The sequence below is a fragment of the Pseudocitrobacter cyperus genome, from assembly GCF_039889165.1.
GTDB lineage: Bacteria > Pseudomonadota > Gammaproteobacteria > Enterobacterales > Enterobacteriaceae > Pseudocitrobacter > Pseudocitrobacter cyperus.
In genome coordinates this window covers 457,127-478,701 of record NZ_JAYMYY010000001.1, presented here as the reverse complement: position 1 = coordinate 478,701, position 21,575 = coordinate 457,127, and the positions used below count along the sequence as shown (strand labels likewise).

At 48.7% G+C, this 21,575-nt stretch carries 21 protein-coding genes and 4 pseudogenes; 15 read left to right on the top strand and 10 right to left on the bottom strand.

Annotated elements, in window-relative coordinates; genetic code table 11:
* Positions 1-8: 8 nt before the first annotated feature.
* Both VSR74_RS02355 and VSR74_RS02350 read right to left on the bottom strand, forming a co-directional pair.
* Positions 9-468, bottom strand: a pseudogene (locus VSR74_RS02355) (MFS transporter); the annotation flags it as partial.
* Positions 469-522: 54 nt separating this feature from the next.
* Positions 523-1,680: an iron-containing alcohol dehydrogenase gene (locus VSR74_RS02350; protein WP_347793207.1), complete on the bottom strand. Its 1,158-nt coding sequence runs from the start codon at positions 1,678-1,680 to the stop codon at positions 523-525.
* A gap of 185 nt (positions 1,681-1,865) precedes the next feature.
* On the opposite strand from VSR74_RS02350, the gene VSR74_RS02345 reads away from it, so the two are divergent.
* Complete coding sequence (locus VSR74_RS02345; RefSeq protein ID WP_347793206.1) at positions 1,866-2,759, top strand: LysR family transcriptional regulator; 894 nt, start codon at positions 1,866-1,868, stop codon at positions 2,757-2,759.
* 17 nt (positions 2,760-2,776) lie between these two features.
* Here VSR74_RS02345 and VSR74_RS02340 read toward each other — a convergent pair.
* Positions 2,777-3,541 (bottom strand): annotated as a pseudogene (locus tag VSR74_RS02340) (AraC family transcriptional regulator); the annotation flags it as partial.
* Between the two features lie 108 nt (positions 3,542-3,649).
* Between VSR74_RS02340 and VSR74_RS02335 the strand changes: the two are divergent.
* Positions 3,650-4,660: pseudogene (locus VSR74_RS02335) on the top strand (iron-containing alcohol dehydrogenase); the annotation flags it as partial.
* On the opposite strand, the pseudogene VSR74_RS02330 reads toward VSR74_RS02335, so the two are convergent.
* A pseudogene (locus VSR74_RS02330) lies at positions 4,607-4,789 on the bottom strand (hypothetical protein); the annotation flags it as partial. The pseudogenes VSR74_RS02335 and VSR74_RS02330 sit on opposite strands and share 54 nt — an antisense overlap.
* Positions 4,790-4,818: 29 nt before the next feature.
* On the opposite strand from VSR74_RS02330, the gene VSR74_RS02325 reads away from it, so the two are divergent.
* The 4 genes from VSR74_RS02325 to VSR74_RS02310 all read left to right on the top strand — a co-directional run bounded on the left by VSR74_RS02325 (position 4,819) and on the right by VSR74_RS02310 (position 7,463).
* Positions 4,819-5,916, top strand: coding sequence for an alpha/beta hydrolase (locus tag VSR74_RS02325; RefSeq protein WP_347793205.1), 1,098 nt, complete (start codon positions 4,819-4,821; stop codon positions 5,914-5,916).
* Positions 5,917-6,076: 160 nt separating this feature from the next.
* A complete protein-coding gene (locus tag VSR74_RS02320; RefSeq protein WP_347793204.1) occupies positions 6,077-6,280 on the top strand; it encodes a hypothetical protein in 204 nt (67 codons plus the stop codon).
* A gap of 127 nt (positions 6,281-6,407) precedes the next feature.
* Complete coding sequence (locus tag VSR74_RS02315; RefSeq protein WP_347793203.1) at positions 6,408-6,779, top strand: DUF2255 family protein; 372 nt, start codon at positions 6,408-6,410, stop codon at positions 6,777-6,779.
* Positions 6,780-6,923: 144 nt separating this feature from the next.
* Positions 6,924-7,463 carry an NAD(P)H-dependent oxidoreductase gene (locus tag VSR74_RS02310; protein ID WP_347794341.1) on the top strand — a complete coding sequence of 180 codons (540 nt, stop codon included), beginning with the start codon at positions 6,924-6,926 and terminating at the stop codon, positions 7,461-7,463.
* Positions 7,464-7,967: 504 nt separating this feature from the next.
* Here the strand turns inward: VSR74_RS02310 and VSR74_RS02305 are convergent.
* The 3 genes from VSR74_RS02305 to VSR74_RS02295 form a co-directional block, all read right to left on the bottom strand.
* Positions 7,968-8,126, bottom strand: a complete 159-nt coding sequence (locus VSR74_RS02305; RefSeq protein ID WP_347793202.1) for a YqaE/Pmp3 family membrane protein — start codon at positions 8,124-8,126, stop codon at positions 7,968-7,970.
* A 200-nt stretch (positions 8,127-8,326) separates the two neighbouring features.
* The gene (locus VSR74_RS02300) at positions 8,327-9,058 is read right to left on the bottom strand and encodes a MerR family transcriptional regulator (protein ID WP_347793201.1); all 732 of its coding nucleotides are present in this window, start codon (positions 9,056-9,058) and stop codon (positions 8,327-8,329) included.
* Positions 9,059-9,286: 228 nt separating this feature from the next.
* On the bottom strand, positions 9,287-10,507 hold the full coding sequence (locus tag VSR74_RS02295) for a diguanylate phosphodiesterase (protein WP_347793200.1): 1,221 nt from the start codon (positions 10,505-10,507) through the stop codon (positions 9,287-9,289).
* 321 nt (positions 10,508-10,828) lie between these two features.
* On the opposite strand from VSR74_RS02295, the gene ycgZ reads away from it, so the two are divergent.
* The 5 genes from ycgZ to cho all read left to right on the top strand — a co-directional run bounded on the left by ycgZ (position 10,829) and on the right by cho (position 13,322).
* Positions 10,829-11,074 (top strand): regulatory protein YcgZ, encoded by a 246-nt coding sequence (ycgZ, locus tag VSR74_RS02290; RefSeq protein ID WP_347793199.1) that lies wholly within the window; start codon positions 10,829-10,831, stop codon positions 11,072-11,074.
* Between the two features lie 108 nt (positions 11,075-11,182).
* Positions 11,183-11,446 carry a hypothetical protein gene (locus VSR74_RS02285; protein ID WP_347793198.1) on the top strand — a complete coding sequence of 88 codons (264 nt, stop codon included), beginning with the start codon at positions 11,183-11,185 and terminating at the stop codon, positions 11,444-11,446.
* 37 nt (positions 11,447-11,483) lie between these two features.
* The gene (locus VSR74_RS02280) at positions 11,484-11,762 is read left to right on the top strand and encodes a biofilm development regulator YmgB/AriR family protein (protein WP_411914222.1); all 279 of its coding nucleotides are present in this window, start codon (positions 11,484-11,486) and stop codon (positions 11,760-11,762) included.
* 45 nt (positions 11,763-11,807) lie between these two features.
* Positions 11,808-12,365 carry a helix-turn-helix transcriptional regulator gene (locus tag VSR74_RS02275; RefSeq protein WP_347793196.1) on the top strand — a complete coding sequence of 186 codons (558 nt, stop codon included), beginning with the start codon at positions 11,808-11,810 and terminating at the stop codon, positions 12,363-12,365.
* Positions 12,366-12,458: 93 nt separating this feature from the next.
* The gene (gene cho, locus VSR74_RS02270) at positions 12,459-13,322 is read left to right on the top strand and encodes an excinuclease Cho (protein ID WP_347793195.1); all 864 of its coding nucleotides are present in this window, start codon (positions 12,459-12,461) and stop codon (positions 13,320-13,322) included.
* Here the strand turns inward: cho and VSR74_RS02265 are convergent, their stop codons facing one another.
* A complete protein-coding gene (locus tag VSR74_RS02265) occupies positions 13,323-13,568 on the bottom strand; it encodes a DUF2545 family protein (protein ID WP_347793194.1) in 246 nt (81 codons plus the stop codon). It lies immediately after the preceding gene.
* 290 nt (positions 13,569-13,858) lie between these two features.
* On the opposite strand from VSR74_RS02265, the gene VSR74_RS02260 reads away from it, so the two are divergent.
* Positions 13,859-14,620 carry a lytic polysaccharide monooxygenase gene (locus VSR74_RS02260; RefSeq protein ID WP_347793193.1) on the top strand — a complete coding sequence of 254 codons (762 nt, stop codon included), beginning with the start codon at positions 13,859-13,861 and terminating at the stop codon, positions 14,618-14,620.
* Between the two features lie 229 nt (positions 14,621-14,849).
* On the top strand, positions 14,850-15,947 hold the full coding sequence (locus VSR74_RS02255) for an alpha/beta hydrolase (protein ID WP_347793192.1): 1,098 nt from the start codon (positions 14,850-14,852) through the stop codon (positions 15,945-15,947).
* A 44-nt stretch (positions 15,948-15,991) separates the two neighbouring features.
* On the opposite strand, the gene VSR74_RS02250 is transcribed toward VSR74_RS02255, so the two are convergent.
* Entirely contained in the window at positions 15,992-16,957 is a 966-nt protein-coding gene (locus VSR74_RS02250; protein WP_347793191.1) for a TauD/TfdA dioxygenase family protein, read from the bottom strand.
* Between the two features lie 180 nt (positions 16,958-17,137).
* Positions 17,138-17,569 (bottom strand): OsmC family protein, encoded by a 432-nt coding sequence (locus VSR74_RS02245; RefSeq protein WP_347793190.1) that lies wholly within the window; start codon positions 17,567-17,569, stop codon positions 17,138-17,140.
* Positions 17,570-17,743: 174 nt separating this feature from the next.
* Between VSR74_RS02245 and VSR74_RS02240 the strand changes: the two genes are divergently transcribed.
* A complete protein-coding gene (locus VSR74_RS02240) occupies positions 17,744-19,441 on the top strand; it encodes an NAD-dependent malic enzyme (RefSeq protein WP_347793189.1) in 1,698 nt (565 codons plus the stop codon).
* Between the two features lie 394 nt (positions 19,442-19,835).
* The gene (locus tag VSR74_RS02235) at positions 19,836-21,545 is read left to right on the top strand and encodes an ABC-F family ATP-binding cassette domain-containing protein (protein WP_347793188.1); all 1,710 of its coding nucleotides are present in this window, start codon (positions 19,836-19,838) and stop codon (positions 21,543-21,545) included.
* The last annotated feature ends 30 nt before the right edge of the window (positions 21,546-21,575 follow it).

Genomic DNA, 21,575 nt, shown 5'->3' with positions numbered 1-21,575 from the left:
GACTCTTTTCCAAGAGGGACGCCCAGCGACAGCGCCAGTGGCGTCCCCGCCATAGCAATGGCCATAGCCCGGCCCTGAAGATGCGGCAACACAATCCTGCGTGAATAGCCAGCAGGCTCCATGCCAGTCCCGCCGCCGCACCAGCTCCCAGACGAGCCAAAAGAGTCATTAGACATTCGATGATACTGCGGTAATGGTATTAAATATCAGAAATCCAGCGACCGTCATCTGTAGGACTGATTTACGGTTCCATGTACGGGTCGCGACCGTTAATGGAATAGCTGCAAATAATGACCCCAGTGCAGAGGCAGCGACCCACTGACCCGCACAGGAAAGGGATATGCTCATTGCACTACTTATTTCCGGTAATAATCCAGCCGGAATTGTTTCCGTCATGATGCAGACAAAACCGGTCATGGCGAAAGCCATTAACGCCATATAAGGGAGGGATGTTTTATTTTGCTGCATAGCAGAATATCGTTCATGTTATATTTAGCCTGCGAAAATCGCAGGCTATACTTATTAAAGCGCCATCTTCAATAAGGCCTCAGCCTCTCTGGCCGTAATTTTTCCATGCTCACCCAAGGCAATGTGACCATGTTCTTTTAACTTACGAATAACTTCTGCAATGGCTTCATCCCCTAAATCATAGTCAGAGAGTCTGGTTTTAACCCCCAGTTGTTCAAAAAAATCGACCGTTGCATTGATAGCTTCATCGGCCATTTTTTCGGTATCAGATTCGGGAATATTCCAGACCCGAGCACCGTACTGAGCCAGCTTCTCAGATTTTTCATTTTTGCAGTAGCGCCACAGGGCAGGCATCACGATCGCCAGAGTGCGGGCGTGGTCAATGCCATACAAGGCTGTAATTTCCTGACCAATCAAGTGAGAAGCCCAGTCTGTCGGTACACCGGCACTTAACATCCCATTCAGGGCCATTGTTGCCGCCCACATGATGTTCGCTCTGGCGTCGTAGTCTTGAGGATTTTTAAGGGCTGTCGGGCCTTCTTCTTTCAGCGTATTGAGCAATCCTTCCGCCAGGCGGTCCTGCACCTTCGCGTTTACCGGGTAAGTGATATATTGTTCAAGTATATGGACAAAGGCATCCACAACCCCGTTTGCGGTTTGCCGCTCAGGCAGCGTGTAGGTAATTTCCGGTTCAAGCACGGAAAACTGCGGCATAACGCACGGAGATGCAAAAAAGAGTTTATCCTGCGTGGTGGCACGATTAATCACAGCCGTGTTATTCATCTCGGACCCCGTCGCTGCAAGCGTCAGTACGCATCCAAAAGGCAAAGCCTGTTTCACTACGCTGCCATAGCTGGTGATAATTTCCCATGGATCATTTTCATAAAGAGCGGCCGCGGCGATGAATTTTGTACCATCGATGACTGAACCACCGCCAACGGCCAGGAGAAAATCAATTTTTTCCGCTTTGACAATCTCGACCGCTTTCATCAGGGTTTCGTAATGTGGATTGGGTTCCACCCCACCAAATTCAAAAACAAGGGTGTTTTTAAGGGATCCTTTTACGCGTTGCAGAATGCCGTGTTTTATTACGCTGCCCCCGCCATAGACGATCATGACCTTTTTATCCTGCGGGACTTCCTGCGCAAGTGCAGGGATTTGGTCATGCCCAAACAGAATTTTTACCGGGTTTTGATAGATGAAATCTTGCATAACAGTTACCTCAGGATCAGAGCCACAAACGCGTTATCAGAGTAATGACACGCTCACTATTGATGATGTGAAGGTAACATTTGATATAAAATTAATTAATCAGCATTTATTTCACTTACTTGTGAATAATATTTGATAATTAACCATTGGCTGGTACGCTGGCTTCTCCCCTGGAGGAGGCGAGTGTGGATGAATTGAAAGTTTTTTTAAGCGTGGCCAGACTCAAGAGCTTTACTAAAGCGGCAGCAGAGATCGGTGTGACGCCCTCAGCTGTCAGCCATACAGTAAAATCCCTGGAAGAAAGGCTTGGGATCAGGTTGCTGGCCAGAACCACCCGCAGTATCTCCACCACAGAAGCGGGTGAAAGGCTCATCAACGAAATTGGCCCCTTGATGGAGCAGGTTGATGACGCAATTAGTCGGCTGAGTGAGCTTCGTGAAAAGCCCACTGGCATCATTCGCCTTACGGGTTCAGATGACGTTATCCAGTACCTGATCCGCCCGGTGTTGCCTGACTTCCTGAGCCGCTACCCTGACATTCAGATTGAAATCGGAATTGATTATGGATTTACCGACATCGTTGATCAGCGTTTTGACGCGGGGATCCGCCCCGGAGATGCGCTGAATAATGATATGATTGCCGTTAAAATCAGCCAGGACTGGCGGCAATTGATTGTTGCAGCACCGGATTATTTTCAACGCTATGGGAAGCCTAAAAAACCGCAGGATCTTTTGAACCACAATTGCATCAATGTCCGGTATTCCGACACGAGTGGTTTGTATGCCTGGGAATTCGAGAAGGAAGACCAGAAGTTCAACCTGAAGGTGAAGGGGCAATATATTGCGAACAGCACGGTACATCAGCTTGATGCAGCTCTTGATGGCCTGGGCGTAGCCTGCCTTCCAGAATATGTTGCGGATGAATATATCAGAAACGGCAGGTTGATTGTGGTACTGACCGAGTGGTGCCCCTGGTTTGAGGGCTACCACATCTTTTATCCTCACCGCCGACAGGATTCTCCCGCCTTTATGGCTTTCCTGCAAGTTTTGCGCAACCGGTACAATAACAGGATAAGGTAAAATACATTACGATAATACTAAAGCTTACCAGCTGACTTTCTCAGCACGGTTATATCCTTCTTGGGTGATTCCCCGAACATCCGCGTATATTCCCGGCTGAAATGGGACAGGCTTTCGTAACCGACAGCATAGGCTGCTGTGGTGACATCGTAATGTTCATTCAGCATCAGTCGCCTGGCTTCATTGAGGCGCAGCCATTTCTGATACCGGAGCGGACTCATTCCCGCAAGCTGCCTGAAGTGTTGGTGAAAAGAGGGGGTGCTCATTTGCACGCGGTTTGCCAGCTCCTCAACACGTAAAGGTGAAGCAATATTGGTCTTTAACCAGTCGATAGCTTTACCAATACGGTAACCATGGCCGTCTACTGCTGCAATCTGCCTGAGATGATCAGACTGATCACTCATCAAAAGTCTGTAATGTATCTCTCTCTGAATCAGCGGCCCGAGAACAGGAATGGCTTCAGGCTCGTCAAGCAAAGAAAGCAGACGGCAGAAAGGCTCCAGCAAAACATCAGTAATAGTTCCTATACCGACACCCGTTCCCGCATCTCGTTTTTTGACCGGCGGCAGGCTTCCCTGTGCAATTAATTCCATCAGCACGCGCTGGTCAAGTTTATAGGCTACGCCGACGCAGGGCCGGGATGCCGAAGCCTGTAATACTTCCGAACTGGCTGGCAGGTCAAGAGAGGTGATCAGGAATTTTTCCGCATTATATTCGTAAGGTTCACCCCCAACCCACATGATCTTCACGCCATCAGCCACCAGAACGATACTGGGAGGGACCCTGAAATGAGGCTGTGACCTGTAAGTCAGGTCTCACAGCGAGCAAGTTTAAACCGTTCAGGTTAAAGCTATTTTAACTGCCAGACAGGTTATCCGGAGGAGACATACGTGAAAGAGTTTACTTTCTACAACCCAACCCGAATCGAATTCGGTTCCGGAAAAGAGGATACTATCGGTGCACACATTGCCAGTGCTGGCGCACGTAAAGTCCTGCTGTGCTACGGAAGCGAACGTATTAAACGAGAAGGCCTGTTCGATACGGTCAGCCAGAATCTTGCCGATAACGGCATCGAGTATATAGAACTTGGCGGTATCGTAAGTAACCCGGTGATATCCAAAGTCCGTGAAGGGGTGGAACTGGCCAAACAACATAACGTGGACGCTATCCTGAGCGTTGGCGGCGGCTCCGTACTTGACAGTGCTAAGGCTATTGCGGCCGGCGCACATTATAATGGTAACGTCTGGGATTTATTCGCTGGTAAAGGCGAGCTTTCCTCTGCTTTACCTTTGTTTGCCATTCTGACCCTGGCCGCAACGGGAAGCGAAATGAACCCGTATGCCGTTGTCACCAATGAAGAAACACATGAAAAATTATCGATCGGTAACGACTACACGCGTCCTGTGGTATCCGTCCTGAGTCCGGCACTGATGGCGGGCGTCTCCCGGGATTACCTGGTCTATTCTGCCGCTGATATCATTTCACACCTTATCGAAGTGTACTTCACCGCAACCGTTCAGCCTGCAATTCAGTCGCGTCTGGTTGAAGCACTCCTAAATACGGTAATTGAAACCACACAAACGCTCATCGCCAGTCCGGATGATGAAGCTGCGCGTGGGGAATTTGCCTGGGCTGCAACCCTTGCCCAAAACGGTTTGATCCTGTCAGGCTGTGCCGGATTCAGTTATCCGAATCATGCAATCGAGCACTCTTTATCAGCACTTTTCAACGTTCCGCATGGGGCAGGGTTGTCCGTTGTTATGCCCGCCTGGATGAAATGGTACAAAAACCGAAATACACCGCAGTTTGAGCGTTTCGCAAAATATGTGTTCGGACTCAGTTCGGCAGATGACGGCATCGCAGCGCTTGAGAAGTGGTTCGAAGAAATTGGTACGCCAACACGTCTTGAACAGCTGAACATCAGGGAAGCAGATCTGCCCGCTATCGTTGAGAACGTCCAGATCAATGTCAAAGCGTTTGGTATCGCCAGTGATTACCCGCCGGAAGTAGTAACTGAAATACTCATGCATGCTGTCTGAAACATATCCCTCAATATCCGATGAAAGGTTTTAATATCATGACGCTAAAATCTTCAACGCGCTTTTTTAATGGCGCACTCCTTGCCGGAGCGATGGCTCTGATTTCAACAGAAGCTGCGGTCGCCCAGCCTGCACCAGGCACAGCAGATTCTTCAGTCCGTCTGGTTCAGACGTGGGATAAAACTTTCCCAAGGAGCGAAAAAGTGGATCATCAAAAAGTTACTTTTAAGAACCGTTACGGCATTACGCTGGCCGCTGATGTGTATCTTCCTAAAGAGCGCGGGAACAAGAAGCTTGCTGCGCTTGTGATTTCCGGGCCATTTGGCGCGGTAAAAGAGCAGGCTTCAGGTCTTTATGCTCAGACCCTGGCAGAGCGCGGATTCGTGACGCTGGCATTTGATCCGTCTTATACCGGTGAAAGCAGTGGTGAACCCCGCAATATTGCTTCGCCTGATATCAATACCGAAGACTTTATGGCCGCAGTCGATTTCATTGGACTACAACCTTATGTGGATCGTGAACGTATCGGTGTCATCGGTATCTGCGGCATGGGGGGGATTGCCCTGAACGCTGTTGCCGTGGATAAACGCGTAAAAGCGGTCGTTGCCAGCACCATGTATGATATGAGCCGCGTGATGTCGAAAGGCTACAACGACAGCGTAACGCCGGAGCAACGCGAGCAGGCGCTGGAGAAGATGAGCCTCCAGCTCTGGGAAGATGCGGCAAACGGCAAACCTGCATACCAGCCAGCCTATAATAAACTGAAGGGCGGTGAAGCACAGTTCCTCGTGGACTATGCGGACTATTACATGACCAAACGCGGCTATCATCCACGAGCCGTCAACTCTGGTAACTCATGGTCCGTGACAACGCCGATGGCCTTCATGAATTTCCCGCTCATGACCTATATTAAGGAAATTTCTCCGCGCCCGATCCTGTTCATCCATGGCGAAAAAGCGCATTCGCTTTACTTCTCCAAAACGGCTTATGAAGCGGCAAATCAACCAAAAGAGCTTCTGATTGTTAAAGATGCCACACATGTCGATTTATATGATCGTATGGATAAGATCCCGTTCGATAACATCACTGCATTTTTCAACAAAAATCTTAATAAGTAAGCCATAGCACCGTCCGGTGTTTTCAGATGCAGTGTCTGTGCGACAAACGACAGACACTGCTCTCTTAGCATGGGGTGTTGTGTATTCCCCCTAAAGAGCGTGCCGAATAGATACTAAACAAACGTTTTCACTTAGCTATGATGACCTGACCGGCGAATGCGTGAAGATGATAAAAGAACTTCAGACAAACGCAGACAGTCTTGATGGTATTGGATTTGCGCTCGAACAGGCAAAAATACAGGCAGTGCTGGTACTCTGGAGTCGACTGGCAACCGCAGGAAAGGCATGCCAGCTCAGTTTTATTATGGACCGCCAATACATTATTCAGTTGATAGCCGGTAATTCCGTCGCTGAGATGCATTAATCCTAATTCAAATAACAGCCACTCTGCTGTTACTGGTGACGCAGGCTCTAATTTCTCATGCAACATTAATTTATCGAGTTAATGCTGCAAGAGAAAAAAACAGCCGCATATGAAAGAGGAGAGGTTTATGTTCTGGAACTCTGAAGTATTAACAAGAATAGATGCGGCCGATGACCTAAAAATCGCTCCGTATCATCCCGATATGAATACGACCGGTACGCCGACATGGATTTGGGAAGTGAAGGTGGATAACCGACTTTTCGTCCGAGCCTATAGTGGTACCCGTTCAAAATGGTATCAGGCTGCATTGTCCCAGCAGGCGGGTAAGATACTGGCTATTGGACAGGAGTTCGACGTCCTGTTCGCAAAACCATCAGACCCTGAGCTTGAAAATAAAATAGATCAGGCTTACCAGAAAAAGTACTCCGGCAGCAGCTATGTTTCCGCAATGACAGGGACACGCGCCAGAGCGGCCACGATTGAGATTTTACCTTCGTGATTTCCTGTCGCAGTGATACTGCGTGTTCTGTGAGGCAAAATCTGCCTGTTTAACTTTAATTTCCCTGAACTGGAGGCAAGTATGAAACCACTCTTTCCGGGGCTGCCTGTTAAAATGCTGGCGCTTTTTCTGCTGGTCTTAGTGATGCCACTTAAAGCTGCCATCAGTAAAGATAAAAGCCATATAAGGACGCTTGTAATCGTTTCTCATCCGTATCCGGAACGGTCCGTTATGATTAAAGGGCTACAGCAGGCGGCTGAGAGCGTAGATGGAGTCACAGTTCGTAACCTTGAAACGCTCTATGGTTTCGATACGCGCAAGATAAACGGTGATGAGGAGAGGCGTATCACACGCCAGAATGACAGGATAGTGTTTATCTTCCCCACTCACTGGTTCAATATCACCCCAATGATGAAAGCGTATATGAATGACACATGGGGTAGCGTTGGCCCGGATTTATGGAAGGGTAAGGAAATGCTTATTGTTACTACTGCTGCCGGTGATGACTCAACATACGGAAAAAATGGCAGAACAGGTACCGAGCTTGTCGATGTTTTCACACCCATGAAAGCCAGTGCATTACATGCGGGCATGACATGGCTCCCGCCACTTGTTTTTCAGGGGGTGAGAACCAGCCAGCTGCCTGAATACCAGCGCCAGCTGATTGAACGCCTGACAAAGTAGAAATCCGCCTTCACAGAAGGCGGATTTTATTCTTCCCATCCGGAGAGTAGTCAGAAATCACAACGAATTTCATTATCTATATGTGGATATTAAGAAAATAGCTCTTAAACATAATGCCAGCAAACGAAAGATTAAGGGTGACTTAACCCTATGATTTTATGTGAACCATCTAAGTTCATGAAGTAAGTTAACGATCAACATGATGCAAGAAACGAGAGGGAGATCAGAAATCCTAACGTATTGATTTATCAGTTAGTGGGAGTGTCTTGTGAACTTATTTACCACTGTAGGTGATTTAACATAATATACATTATGCGTACCAGTGTGACATCAGATAGAATCCGGCGTTTTGTCGTCATGATTGCCCTGGTCGCTAATGGCTGCGTTTGTACGCCTAACGATTGAAATGTCTTGCGGCCTTCACTGAGATTAGCGAACTGGCCGGATGAATGTATTATCGAAAATTGCGCCAGCAAAAACGGCGCTAATGCGCCGCCTCATTCATTAATCTTTTGTCTGCACCCAGAATGCATGTATCAAACCGGGTATGTAGCCCAATAACGTCAAGAGGATATTTAACAAAAATGCCCAACCCAACCCTTTGCCCAGCAATACCCCCAAAGGAGGCAAAATGATCGTTATAACAATTCTCCAGAATCCCATCTTTAACTCCCTATTACATCATCAAATAACACAACGATAAGCATAGTGGTTTATGCAAAATTTTTACGATAAAACATTAAGTTATACCCATATCTGAACAGTTTTCAGAGTTTTCTATATTGGAAGTCTGTAAAACACATAGCGGCTTCGCGAGGTTTTTAGCCGACCGCGATTGAGAGAAGAAATGTCAAGACGGTCATTCAAGGTTGATGAAAAGTGATGGTATAACCCTGTTCATTCCAGTGTTGCAGCAACTCTTGCTGGCGGCGTGTTGGTGTGACGCCAGTCCAGACGAAAATGGTTTGCCCTGGAAAAAGTTCAGGCCGTGGCGCCTCCAGAGGTTCTGCCAGAACCGAAATATGCCAACCTGATTGGGAGAGCCGCCAGGCTTCCAGCCAAAGACGGGCACGGTCGTCGATGTCCCAGCCGATCAGAAGAGCCTCCTTCCCTGCTTTGCGGCGTCGTTCCGACATCGTAGCGGCAACATACTCTATCAGCACGCCATCGAGCATGCTGCACATGATACGCGCCGTATTGTGATCGAGACTCAAACGCTGGCGCACCGGTATATAAACATGGTCTATCAGTGCGTCGATGGGATGTTCGCGCCCTGCTGCGACGATTTTCGCCCGCAATTTGGGCGGGTTGGCAAAACGCAGCACCGACATCATCTCTTCCTGAAGATATGTCCAGTCATCGTGAGTCATCGTCCGACTTTCTTCCAGTAGCGCTTTTACTTTGCCGACAGGAACGCCACTCTTAATCCAGCGTTTGATCTCTTCAACACGCTGAATATCTTCCTCATCGAACTGTCGATGACCCCCTTCACTACGCTGGGGTTTGAGTAACCCGTATCTCCGCTGCCATGCTCGCAACGTGACGGGGTTGATTCCGCATCTTTCGGCAACATCACCGATACTGTAAAAAGCCATAACACCTCGCAACTCAACCCTTGCATCCCCGTCAGGATGAAGATCTGTATAACTTAAACTTTATTGTACAGTCTTTTTCGCGTTGAGTGCATGGATGTCATTAACTTTTATTAAACAAGTTATTAAAAAGTCGCAACTTCAAGGGGGTAAGAGAAAAAACCAGGATTAATCGCCCTCTTGCGGCGTGTTGCGGCAAGAGGGAAATGGGAGCAGGAAAGTTGTACAGCCTTACAGGAGACCTTTTTTCTCGGGCCACGCGATGGCAGGTACCCCTTCAAGATATGGCCTGGCAAAAAGATCGCCCTGAAAATGTGAGATGCCCGCGGATTCAAGCCACATCCACTCTTCCGCTTTTTCGATACCCAGCGCTGAGACGACGATTTCCAGCGACTGGCAGCAGCCGATAATCGCCTGCACAATGGCCTGTCGCGGCCCGCTTTTGTGAACATCGCGGATCAGCTCAGCATTGATCTTGATGCGGTCGGGCTGGAATTGTGCCAAAAGCTGCAAACCAGCGAAACCGGCGCCAAAGTTATCGATGGCCACGCTGATACCGGCAGATTTTAGCGCCCTGACTGCGCGGGTGAACTCTTCAATACCAGACACGACCTCGTGTTCGGTAAATTCAACCACCACCTGTTCTGGTACCAGACCATTCAGTTTTATCTCATCAAGCAGGTAATCCACTGCGTTGGGAATTTTGACCAACGTCATTGGCAGCAAATTAATGCAGACGATTTTCCCATGCAGATTGCGGTCTTTGACCATCTCGAAAGCGACCTTTTTGCTGGTAAGGTCAACTTTATAGATCTCTTCACCACTCAGGCTGTCAAAATAGGCGTCTGAAATCTCGCCCTGGGGGGTAAAAATCAGCGCCTCAAGAGCAATAATTTCCTGGGCAAGCGGGTCGATGATCGGCTGAAGTGCAAGCGTGTACTCCGCTGCATTCGATGCTTTATAAGGGCCAAGGCTATCCGTGACTTCTGTCGGGATAAATGCCCAGGTATCCGCAGGTGGGATCTCGAAGTAATTACCCTTTTCCGTCGACTCGACAAAGGTGCGGAAAAATTGTAATGCACGGTCATTGTAGGTCAATTGGTACGGCGATGTGCCTTTACTCAAAACGGCCTGCAGTACCTCTTCGCGCGCATGCTCGCGCAGGTCAAAGAGTTCCATTCCCACATTACCAAATCTGCGTGTCGGGCCGTGATCGCACAGTAATTCAACGAGGTTATAGTGGCGCTTATCTTTTGCGATATCACTGTATATACGGCGGACATTCTCATCAGGCCCCTCCAGCAACTGGAAAAAATGGGTGCCATTGAACAGGAGTATTCCCGTCACATTCTGGTTTGAATTTCTGATATTCGCTGCTGCAACCATTCCCTCAAGGGCTTTAACAGGAACCTCGTGACATAAATGGCTGCGGTAGATAATGGTCGTGAGCATAGAAGTTCCGGCAACAGGAAATTTTCTAAACATTAACAGATAAGATTAGAAATAGCTTTTGTTTTAATACATTGATTTAACATTGCTTTCAAACAAACTCTACATATCGGTTTTGCTTCCCAATCCCTCATTGCCCCCTTTTGCGATCTGTACAGATAATTCCTAACCAGAAATGCATGTACAACCTACATCATGTTGATTTAAAAGGATTAGCATTTTTTGTTAAAAATTAATGCGTCACGTGTACAGTATTTATGTACAATTTTTACGAGCATGTTAAAACAAACCAACAAAAGATAACCTTATTAACAGGAGCGACACATGCAGCAGAACCGTCAGTACGTTATGGATTCAGCCAGTGCCATTTCCAGTTACTTTGATAAAGCGGCCCTCCCTACCCAGCAAGAAACTTTGGGGCAGATCGTGGTAGAGATCCTGGCGGATGGTAAAAACCTGAACCGAAAATCATTGTGTACTAAGTTATTGGGTCGTCTGGAGCAAGCTTCCGGCATGGAAGAAGAGAAGCACTACAACACGCTGATTGGCTTACTTTTTGAAAATCGATAATGAGGGAGGTTTTCTCTCAGTGCGCGTGAATACATGTTAACCCCCGCCCTGAGATAACTTAATGCTGTTGTCCACGCATGGGACATACAGCAATAAGAGATGGTCGTTATGAAAAGTAGTGAAAAAAAACTGGCTGATACCCTGATTGGTGAAGCCGTAATATCAATCATTCAGGATAAAAAGCCGATAACCTCGCCTGCCTTGCTTAATAAATTAAATGCCATGCTTGGCAGGGAATTAGATAGCGTAAGGTTACAGATATTGCAGAATATCATTCATGAGATTACTGCCCTGACGGCAGCGAAAGAGCGAGATTTCTCCAGTCATAATGAAATATCGCAACAGCAACACGGAAATAAAAAATTTCATTGACAGTGTTTTCAATGAACAATACTCACACAACTAACAGTTGAGAATCGCCATGTTACAGCAATATGATTTCTATCAATCCCTGCACAACAAAGCGTTATCCGAACATTTCCTGAAAGCGGGAGATATGTTAGCTGAAGAAGCCGATGTGCTGGGCAGTACAGTTCGCCAACTCCTTGCTACCGGCGAAAAAATTAATAATAAGAGTATTATTACTGCTCTGCTCAGCGCACTGGAGGAAACAGAAAGTGTTGTTTCCGCGGATGTCATTCGTAAAACGCTTGAAATTGTCATGGATTATACCCTCGACGACATCTGAAATCAGGTGTTCCGATAAACAATTCTTTTTTAATGTGGAGTCATTATGAACGGTGAAGCTAACCCTGTTAAACTTGAATTGGTTGATCTCTGGCTGGAAGATAATTTTCTTGAATTAGGTCTGCGACAGGTTCTTGGCAATATTCGATTTGAGCATCGGGATATTCGTTATGTCATTTTTTCCGCGAATCAATATCCTCATGTAAAGAATCATGGATATGATCTTCGTCGCCACTGTTTTATTTTGCTGAGCGATGGCCATTTGTATAACTTTCTTGACTCCTTTTCCGTCAACCATATTTCATCAAAAGTAACGATTGGTGAGATGACAAGGTTCCTCACGTCACTACGTAAGACACGGGAGGGAGCCCGCCGAAGTGAACAGAAAGTGAAACTTTCGCCGCGTGAAACCACACTGATTAATCAGATGTCGGATGGTAAAAAGATCAATGAGATGGCCCAGGATCTGAACGTCCATATTAAAACAGTTTACCAGATTCGCTCCAATCTGATTAAGAAGCTGGGGTGTTCCGGCCATATTGATTTTATGCAGACGTTGCGTACTGATGCCTTTAAAAGCTGGCTCACCGAGCAGCATGTATAAACGCCTTCCATGATGTTTGTGCCGACTCCGGGCAGGATTGACATTATCCTCCTGCCCGGTATGCTGTACGCATAAACAGTATATGGAGTTATTATGGTCAACCGCAGGGTTTCTCTTCGTTCTGAGCCTCCTTCCGGCCCGGTATATACCTATCCAGAGCATCTACGCCCTGCTCTCGCAACGCTTCCTCGCTTACCTGGTGTCTATATTTTTCATGGTGAGAGCGACACGCTGCCGCTGTACATTGGTAAAAGCATCAATATTCGCAACCGGGTAATGTCCCATTTCCGAACCCCGGAGGAAGCAGCATTGCTGCAGCAAACACGCCGCATTAGCTGGCAACAAACCGCAGGCGAGTTGGGGGCTCTGCTTCTTGAGGCCAGTTTGATTAAAGAGCAACAACCGCTCTTCAATAAACGCCTGCGGCGAAACCGGCAACTCTGTTCCCTGCAGCTTCGCGGTAATCGCCCGGAAGTGGTTTATTCCCGGGATGTTGATTTCTCACATACGCCAGATCTCTATGGTCTGTTCGCCAACCGGCGGGCTGCGCTGGAAATGCTGAAGTCGCTCGCTGATGAACAGCAACTCTGTTATTCCGTTATGGGGCTGGAATCACTTAATCGGGGTCGCGCCTGTTTTCGTTCGATGCTTGGCCGCTGTGCTGGCGCATGCTGCGGCCGCGAGACGTTGGATGCGCATAATGCCCGCTTACGTCAGGGGATGATGCATCTGCAACTGGTGTGCTGGCCATGGAAAGCCGCGATTGCGCTGGAAGAAAAAGGCGAAGGTCTGACGCAGTTCCATATTATCCATAACTGGTACTGGCTGGGCGCTGTCACCTCTCTGACCGAAGCGCAAACGCTAAAACGGTCGGCATCAGGTTTCGATCAGGATGGTTACAAAATTTTGTGCCGACCCCTATTGAGCGGCACCTATCCCATTCATGTGCTGGAATAATCAACGCACTCTCGCAGACTTCAGCATAATCGTCACAATCAGCCCCGCAGCCGGAGATAGCATCATGTATAAGCCCGTCACCAGGTTGTGCCCTTGAGTCAGCCAATCCGTAAAAAGATAGATACCGTAAGCGATGAGTATCATGCAGACAAGAGAGAGTAAGCCACTTTTGATGCCCAGCACGGAACCGTTGTAATAAGAAACAGAACCGATGCTCACCAGGATAAACAGCAATAAATATAACATATGCCCCCCTGCTCTTTTTAACCGATTCTTCTACTGTCAGGTTGCCTGCCGCGTTGCATGATCACATTGACCACCATCAATATTTATGCCGTTTTCGAAATACCCTACGCCAGTAATAAACGCAAATAATATAATCACTCCTTGAAATTGTATTTCTGGATATCAATACCCCAGATACTAAAAAGTATAATTTCATAATTCATTTCTTCGCCTACAATTTTTATGCAGCATAGAGTAATTGAGTACTGCGAGATAACTCCTCCTACAATGCGTAAAAATAAGGTATTTATATGAATAAGACCGTTTTACTTCTGGCTGGAATGGCATGTACCTTATCTGTACCGGTACATGCGGAAGATACTAAGGGGATTGAAATTAAACATGGCGCGACGTTAAACCCAATCGCCCGCCAGCTTCAATGTAAAAATGATGGGCACTTCGAGTCGCCCCCAGACGGCGCTGGGATCCCAAATGCAGCGTGTAAAAACGCTTATTTATTTGTCCCTGATCTGGAACCATGGCAACGCAACCAGATGTTTAATGAATGGCCCGCCTACTCTCAGAACTTAAACGGCGCTGATCCTAAAGACAAAGTCCCTGATGGTGCATTGTGTGCAGGGGGGAAAGATGGATCTGATACCGGTAATCCCCAGAACTTTACTGGTATAGATCAGCCGCATAAAGACTGGCACGTCAGCACTGTTGTCGTGAAGGATGGTATCGCATCGTTAACCTATGACGCAACACAGGTACATGAGCCAAGTCTCTGGAAGATTTATCTGGCTAAACCCACATTTAATGCCCATACGGATATTTTGAAATGGGCCGATCTGGATGAACTGGATAAACCTGATGTTATTGTCCCTCCTGAGCAACAAGCAAAAAATAAGAAGAACAATTATCGCTATCCAGGTATTTATGAGGTCAAAGTAAAAATTCCTGAGGCTCGCGTTAATGACCAGCAGACATTGCTGTATGTCGTATGGGAGCGTGATGAAGGCCCGCACGAAACCTTCTTTAGCTGCAGTGACGTGAAATTTTCAAAAGGTTAATTCAAAACGTTAACCTGCTTTGCCCGGACTGTCCTGGTCCGGGCGCATCTCAAATGAGAGGCCATTTATGAAGATTAATGACGCCTTACACGTAAAATAGCTACGACGCGAATGTTTTATATTTCCCTCACTATTGAAATCAGGTATTTCTGATTAATAGCCTTTGTTAAACTGCTATTCATTCCAGCTCCGCTACACTGTGAGCATCGTATGTAAGGAATGGAATACCATGAAAAAAATAGTGCTTATGGCTTCTGCGCTGTCCTTGTCGTTATCCTCCGTAACAACGCAGGCGGCAATTGAATTGCCAAAAGAGCACGGCCTCAGCGAAGCCGCGAAACAATCGCTGATTCATTACCCTTCTGTCAGCGGCGTGGATGGCAAAACGCCGCGAGAAGACAGTGCAGCCGTGTTTATCCCCTATGGTAAGACACCTGACGGCGGGTGGCCTGTCGTCGTCTGGGCTCATGGTACCGTCGGCGTCGCGAGCGGTTGCGCACCCTCTCTTAACGTCCGTACTGACAGAGACAAGCAGTATCTGAACACCTGGCTTTCACTGGGCTATGCGGTTGTCGCACCTGATTATGCCGGGCTGGGTTCATCAGGATTGCACCACTATCTGAACGCGCGTGGCGAAGCCTGGAGCATTCTTGATGGTGTTCGTGCAGCGCTGAAAGATTATCCGTTGCGTAATGAGCTGATCCTGGTTGGGCAATCTCAGGGGGCACATGCCGCCTTTGCAACGGCAGGCTATCAACCGGAATATGCCCCGGAGCTGAATATCAGGGCAACGGTGCTCACCGGCACACCTTATTTTGAGAAAAACACGCGCGCGGCGGATATTTTGCCTCCGGTCACGGCGGCGCCAAGCACCGCGGGCGATCCGAAAATTCCCTATATATTCTATATCTACCTTTCTGCGGCAGATGGGAACCGCGAGCTAAAAGTAACTGATTATTTCCAGAACGAGGCGTTACCCTGGGTGCAGGAAGCCCAAAAATTGTGTATCACCCCGCTGACGGAAAATACGATGGCCGCAAAGCTCAATGCCGCGAATACACTTAAACCCGCGATAGAGACCTTGTTAAGCGAGAGCATTGGTTCGATGACCTATCCAACGATGAAGATTTCTCATCCGGTATTTATCGGTATTGGTGGTAACGACATCAATGTTCCCACGGCGATGCAAAAACGCTTTGCGAAAGCAGTGAAAGATGCCGGTACGCCAACGGAAATTCGCATTTACGAAGGTCTGGATCACAGCGGCACCGTTAACCCGTCACTGCGTGATTCTGTACCGTTCATTCTACGTACAACCACGAAATAACCGATTGCAGGGAGAACGCAAGGCCTATCTCCCTGCGCAATAACTCAGGAAGCCACACTTCCAGGGCGAGTATCCGTATTCGCCGCATGCTGTTGGGGATCGGTCTGCCCACGAGCAATGGTTCGGCTGCGCGTTCCATCAACGCCTACCGCCGCAGCCCCTTCAACCGTTACCCTACGAACGACGCGTGGCTGGTTACCGTAATCGTTTACGGCATAATGCTGTGTGCTTCTATTGTCCCAGATAACAACATCATCCTGCTGCCACTGCCAGCGGACAGTATTATCCAGCCGTGTCACCCGATTTTGCAGTAATTCAAATAGCGTGGCGGATTCGCGGCTGCTAAAACCGACCAAACGCTTAAAGAAATGACCGAGCAGCAAACATTTTTCTCCACTAATTGGATGCACATGCACCACCGGATGTTCTGCTTCCCAGACAGATGAAACAAACACGTTTTTATGATGATTTAGCCGACCTGGCTCGACGACCACCCGCTCTGCGCCATAGTCATAATCATTGCTGTGAACAGCGCGCAGCGAAGCGGCAAACTTCCTGAGTTCGTCCGGAAGCTGTTCGTAGGCTCTGGCGGTATTTGCCCAGACTGTATCTCCGCCATATTCCGGTATGGTAACGCCGCGCAGGATGGAGATCTTCGGGAAAGCCTCAACGAAGGTGACATCCGTATGCCATGAATCCGCACGGCCGCCCCCTTTTGAAGCATCCAGCTCAAATAACTGAGTACCTGTCGGTGACGGTACTGTTGGATGTGCGACGATGCGGCCAAAGCGTGCAGCAAAGGCCTGATGAGATTCATCAGTTAGATGCGCCTGTCGACGGAAAAAGAGCACTTTGTATTTCACCAATGCCGCATTCAGTTGCGTAAACGTGGCATCATCCAGTAGCGGGGAAAGCACAATGTTTTGCACTTCCGCCCCAATATGCCCGGCAACGCGACGCAGCGTTAATAAAGGAAATTCACTGTCGGTAAGAAGAGATTCAGTAGCCATCGTTTTTTCCTTAAAGAGTCAGCAGGAATTTCACTCTAAAACGAAGTGCTACGGTGACAAATGCTATCTCAGACTTACGTTATAAGGCGCGGCTTCATAAGCTAAGGGGGAAAATAGCAAAGCATTAAGTGACATTGTCACTTAATGGGCGGCGCACGGAATGCGCAGCCCGAAAGAAAATTAGTTATTGAGCTGATAATCGAGGGTAATTTCTGCCTTCAATACCTGAGATACCGGGCAACCGGCTTTTGCTTTTTGAATAATTTCATCAAATTTAGCCGCATCAATACCCGGCAGAACAATTTTACTTTGCAGGGCAACTTTGGTGATGGCAAACCCGGCATCGACTTTATCCAGCGACACATCCGCAACCGTATCAATCGACGTCGGCACATGGCCTGCCTCACTCAGCATTAGAGAGAGCGCCATGGAGAAACAGGCTGAATGTGCGGCGGCAATCAGTTCTTCCGGGTTGGTTCCCTTCGCGCCCTCAAAACGGGTATTAAAACCATAAGGTTGTTGGCTCAACACACCGCTTTCAGTCGATACGGTGCCCTTGCCTTGCTTCAGATCCCCTTCCCAGTGTGCCTGACCCTTCTTGTGAATCGTCATATATCACTCCTTTTGCTTTCGGAACGTATAAGTATAGAACATCCGTTCCGGGCTCTCTAAAAGAGGCGGCGTTGCTGGCAATTTTGCCACACAGCGGAAAACAGTTGTTTTATAATCCCCGTACTGCTGTTCCAGCCAGCCGGTAAAAGTGCTGGCGTGAAGACAATGGAGTCAATGATGTCACAAGGCAAAAACAACCGTTCTTTGTATATCCCTTACGCAGGCCCCGTATTGCTGGAATTTCCGCTGCTGAACAAAGGCAGCGCCTTCAGCAAAGAGGAACGCAGCAATTTCAACCTGCTTGGCCTGCTGCCTGAAGTCGTTGAAACGATTGAAGAGCAGGCGGAGCGCGCATGGATCCAGTACCAGGGTTTTAAAACAGAAATCGACAAGCACATCTACCTGCGCAATATTCAGGACACCAACGAAACGCTCTTCTATCGTCTGGTAGAAAACCATCTCGATGAAATGATGCCGGTCATCTATACCCCTACCGTTGGCGCCGCCTGTGAACGTTTTTCAGAGATCTACCGCCGTTCGCGCGGGGTGTTTATCTCCTATCAGAATCGTCACAATATGGATGACATTCTACAAAACGTCCCTAACCACAATATTAAAGTCATCGTCGTCACCGATGGCGAACGTATTCTTGGCCTCGGCGATCAGGGGATCGGCGGAATGGGCATACCTATCGGTAAACTTTCTCTCTATACGGCTTGTGGCGGCATTAGCCCGGCGTATACGCTGCCGGTGGTGCTTGATGTCGGAACAAACAATCAGCAACTGCTCAACGACCCGCTCTATATGGGCTGGCGCAACCCGCGTATTACTGATGACGATTACTACCAGTTCGTCGATGATTTCATTCAGGCGGTTAAGCAGCGTTGGCCAAACGTCCTGCTGCAATTTGAAGATTTTGCGCAGAAAAACGCCATGCCGTTACTCAATCGCTATCGCGATGAAATCTGTTCGTTCAATGATGATATTCAGGGCACCGCTGCCGTCACGGTTGGAACACTCATCGCCGCCAGCCGTGCGGCCGGTAGTCAGCTCAGCGAACAGAAAATTGTTTTCCTTGGCGCAGGCTCTGCCGGCTGCGGTATTGCGGAACAGATTATCGCCCAGCTTCAGCGAGAGGGGCTAAGTGAAGAACAGGCGCGTGCGCGTGTATTCATGGTTGACCGCTTTGGTCTGCTGACCGATCAGATGCCAAACCTGCTCTCCTTCCAGACCAAACTGGTACAGAAACGCAGCAACCTGCAAGGATGGGATAGCGATAACGAAGTGCTGTCATTGCTGGATGTTGTACGTAACGTGAAGCCGGATATTCTGATTGGCGTTTCGGGGCAAACCGGGTTATTTACGGAAGAGATTATCCGGGAAATGCATAAACACTGCCCGCGCCCGATTGTGATGCCGCTTTCTAACCCGACATCGCGCGTGGAAGCGACTCCGCAGGATATTATCGCCTGGACGGAAGGCAATGCACTGGTTGCAACGGGTAGCCCATTTAGCCCGGTTGTGTGGAAAGATAAAGTTTATCCTATCGCGCAGTGCAACAACTCCTATATCTTCCCGGGTATTGGTCTTGGTGTCATTGCTTCAGGCGCTACGCGAATTACGGATGAAATGTTGATGTCGGCCAGCGAAACCTTAGCAAAACACTCACCGCTGGCGAATACCGGTGAAGGCCTGGTATTACCGGAACTTAAAAATATTCATCAGGTTTCGCGCGATATTGCTTTTGCGGTGGGTAAAATGGCTCAGCAACAGGACGTTGCGGTGAAAACGTCTGCCGACGCGCTTCTGCAGGCAATTGAAGAGAATTTCTGGCTGCCGGAATACCGCAACTATCGTCGCACATCCATCTAATCCTTCGGGTGGGCTTCGTCCCACCCTTTCTGTATGACAAAGATGTAGGCACGATCTCTGATGGTTCAGAATTAAAGCCACCAATATGTATGTTGTAACTAATGAATGTTCATCCACCAGCCATCTGGCGAAAAAGAGAGAAGCTCGCTACACTGCATAACGTCCCGTTCACACTGAGAATATATAAGGAGGTTAATTATGCTGTACTGTGAAATTTTCAATGTTTCACATACATTTGGCGATCGTGCCAGCTCAAGCGTTACCGATATCGTGCTGCGATAACGGAGGCTTGAGCGAAGACTCTTCCCCTATTCCCTTCTCTCGGGCTTACCAGGTTATCGTCAGCGATGTTTGACGAGGCGTTTCTACGCCTGTAATTCTTGAGTAAGCGACAATGAGTACACTACTTACTGCACAAAATTTACGTGTTGATACTGCATTTGGCACACTGTTCGATGCCCTCTCCTTTACCCTTAAGAAAGGCGACCGCATTGGTCTGCTTGGCGATAACGGCTGCGGGAAAAGCACACTGCTGAAAGTGCTGGACGGTAGTCAGGCTCCTGCATTCGGTAGCGTAGCGCTGGCCAATCGCTGCCTGATGGCGCGTGTAGAGCAACATCTTCCCGAATCGGTTTATCCACTCTCCTTGCTTGAGGCAGTTCTTGCCGATATGCCGCACAGCGAGCAGGAAGCCGAAAAATGGCGCGCCGAAAGCCTGCTGGCGGATATGGGTTTTACCCTCGAACAAACCGCATTACCCTCGGCAACCTTGAGCGGTGGCCAACATACTCGCCTGATGCTTGCGCGGGCGTTAATCCGGCAACCAGACCTCCTTTTACTGGACGAGCCCAGTAACCATCTCGATCTGCCGACGCTACTCTGGCTTGAACAATTTTTACTGAACTGGCCCGGTAGTTTTATCCTTGTGTCACATGACAGGCAGCTTCTGGATACGGTGACGAATGGGAGCTGGATCCTGCGCGATAAAACATTGCATAGCTTTGCCCTTCCCTGTAGCCGTGCGCGGGAAGCGCTGGCCGCAAAAGATGAAAGTGACGCTTTGCGATACAAAGCCGAACAAAAGGAGATCGAACGCGTTACCGCCAGCGCCAAACGGCTGGCGAACTGGGGTCGGGTTTACGATAACGAAGGCCTCGCGCAAAAAGCCAAACAGATGGAAAAACAGGTCGCCCGTCTGAAAGACAATCAGACAGAACTGACTACCGGCTCTCCGTGGACACTCTCCCTGCACGGTGAAACGCTGCGAGCCGATCGCCTGCTGGAAGCAACCTCTCTGTCTGTTTCCGCACACCCCGGGCTGCCCGCATTGTTTAACATTCCCCTCGCACGCCTGAAATGCGGCGATCGGGTTGCTCTGTTAGGGCGCAACGGAAGCGGTAAGTCCTCCCTGCTGCGTACAATCTGGCAACGTTATGGCGCGCAGGACACTGATGAATCGCTCAAACTGCATCCGCGAATGACGCTCGGCTATTATGACCAGACATTACATCAATTGCCCGATGACGCCACGTTGCTTACCGCGCTTGAGCCCTTCGCCCCCTCTCAGGAAGTACGCAAAATGTCACTTTTGCGCGCCGGATTTCCCTGGCTACGCCACAATCAACCCGTACATACACTCAGTGGCGGTGAACGCTCTCGTTTGTTGTTTGTTGGGCTTTCTCTTGCACGGTACAACCTGTTAATGCTGGATGAACCAACTAATCACCTTGATATTGAAGGTAAAGAGGCTCTCGCAGAGACACTGAAGCAGTTTACAGGTGGTGTGCTGCTGGTCAGTCACGATCGCCAGCTCATCACGGCCAGTTGTAACCGTTTCTGGTTGATTGAGGAGGGGCATCTGAGTGAATGGCATGATGCCGATGAGGCGTTTGAACAGCTACGCGATCAGCATGCCACTCTTCCGGCAAAGCCTCTATCCGTCACACCCGGGGAACAGAGTGAGGATGATGATTTGCTGCTGGAGCGGCTCATTGAGCTGGAATCTCGTTTAGCGGAAGATTTGGCCCGCAAGCCAAAGCATCAGAAGCCACAACTGCAACAGAGCTGGCGACAGGAAATCGCCCGGATTCACTCTAAACTGTAACCAACATCCGGCGGAAAAGTCCGCCGGAAA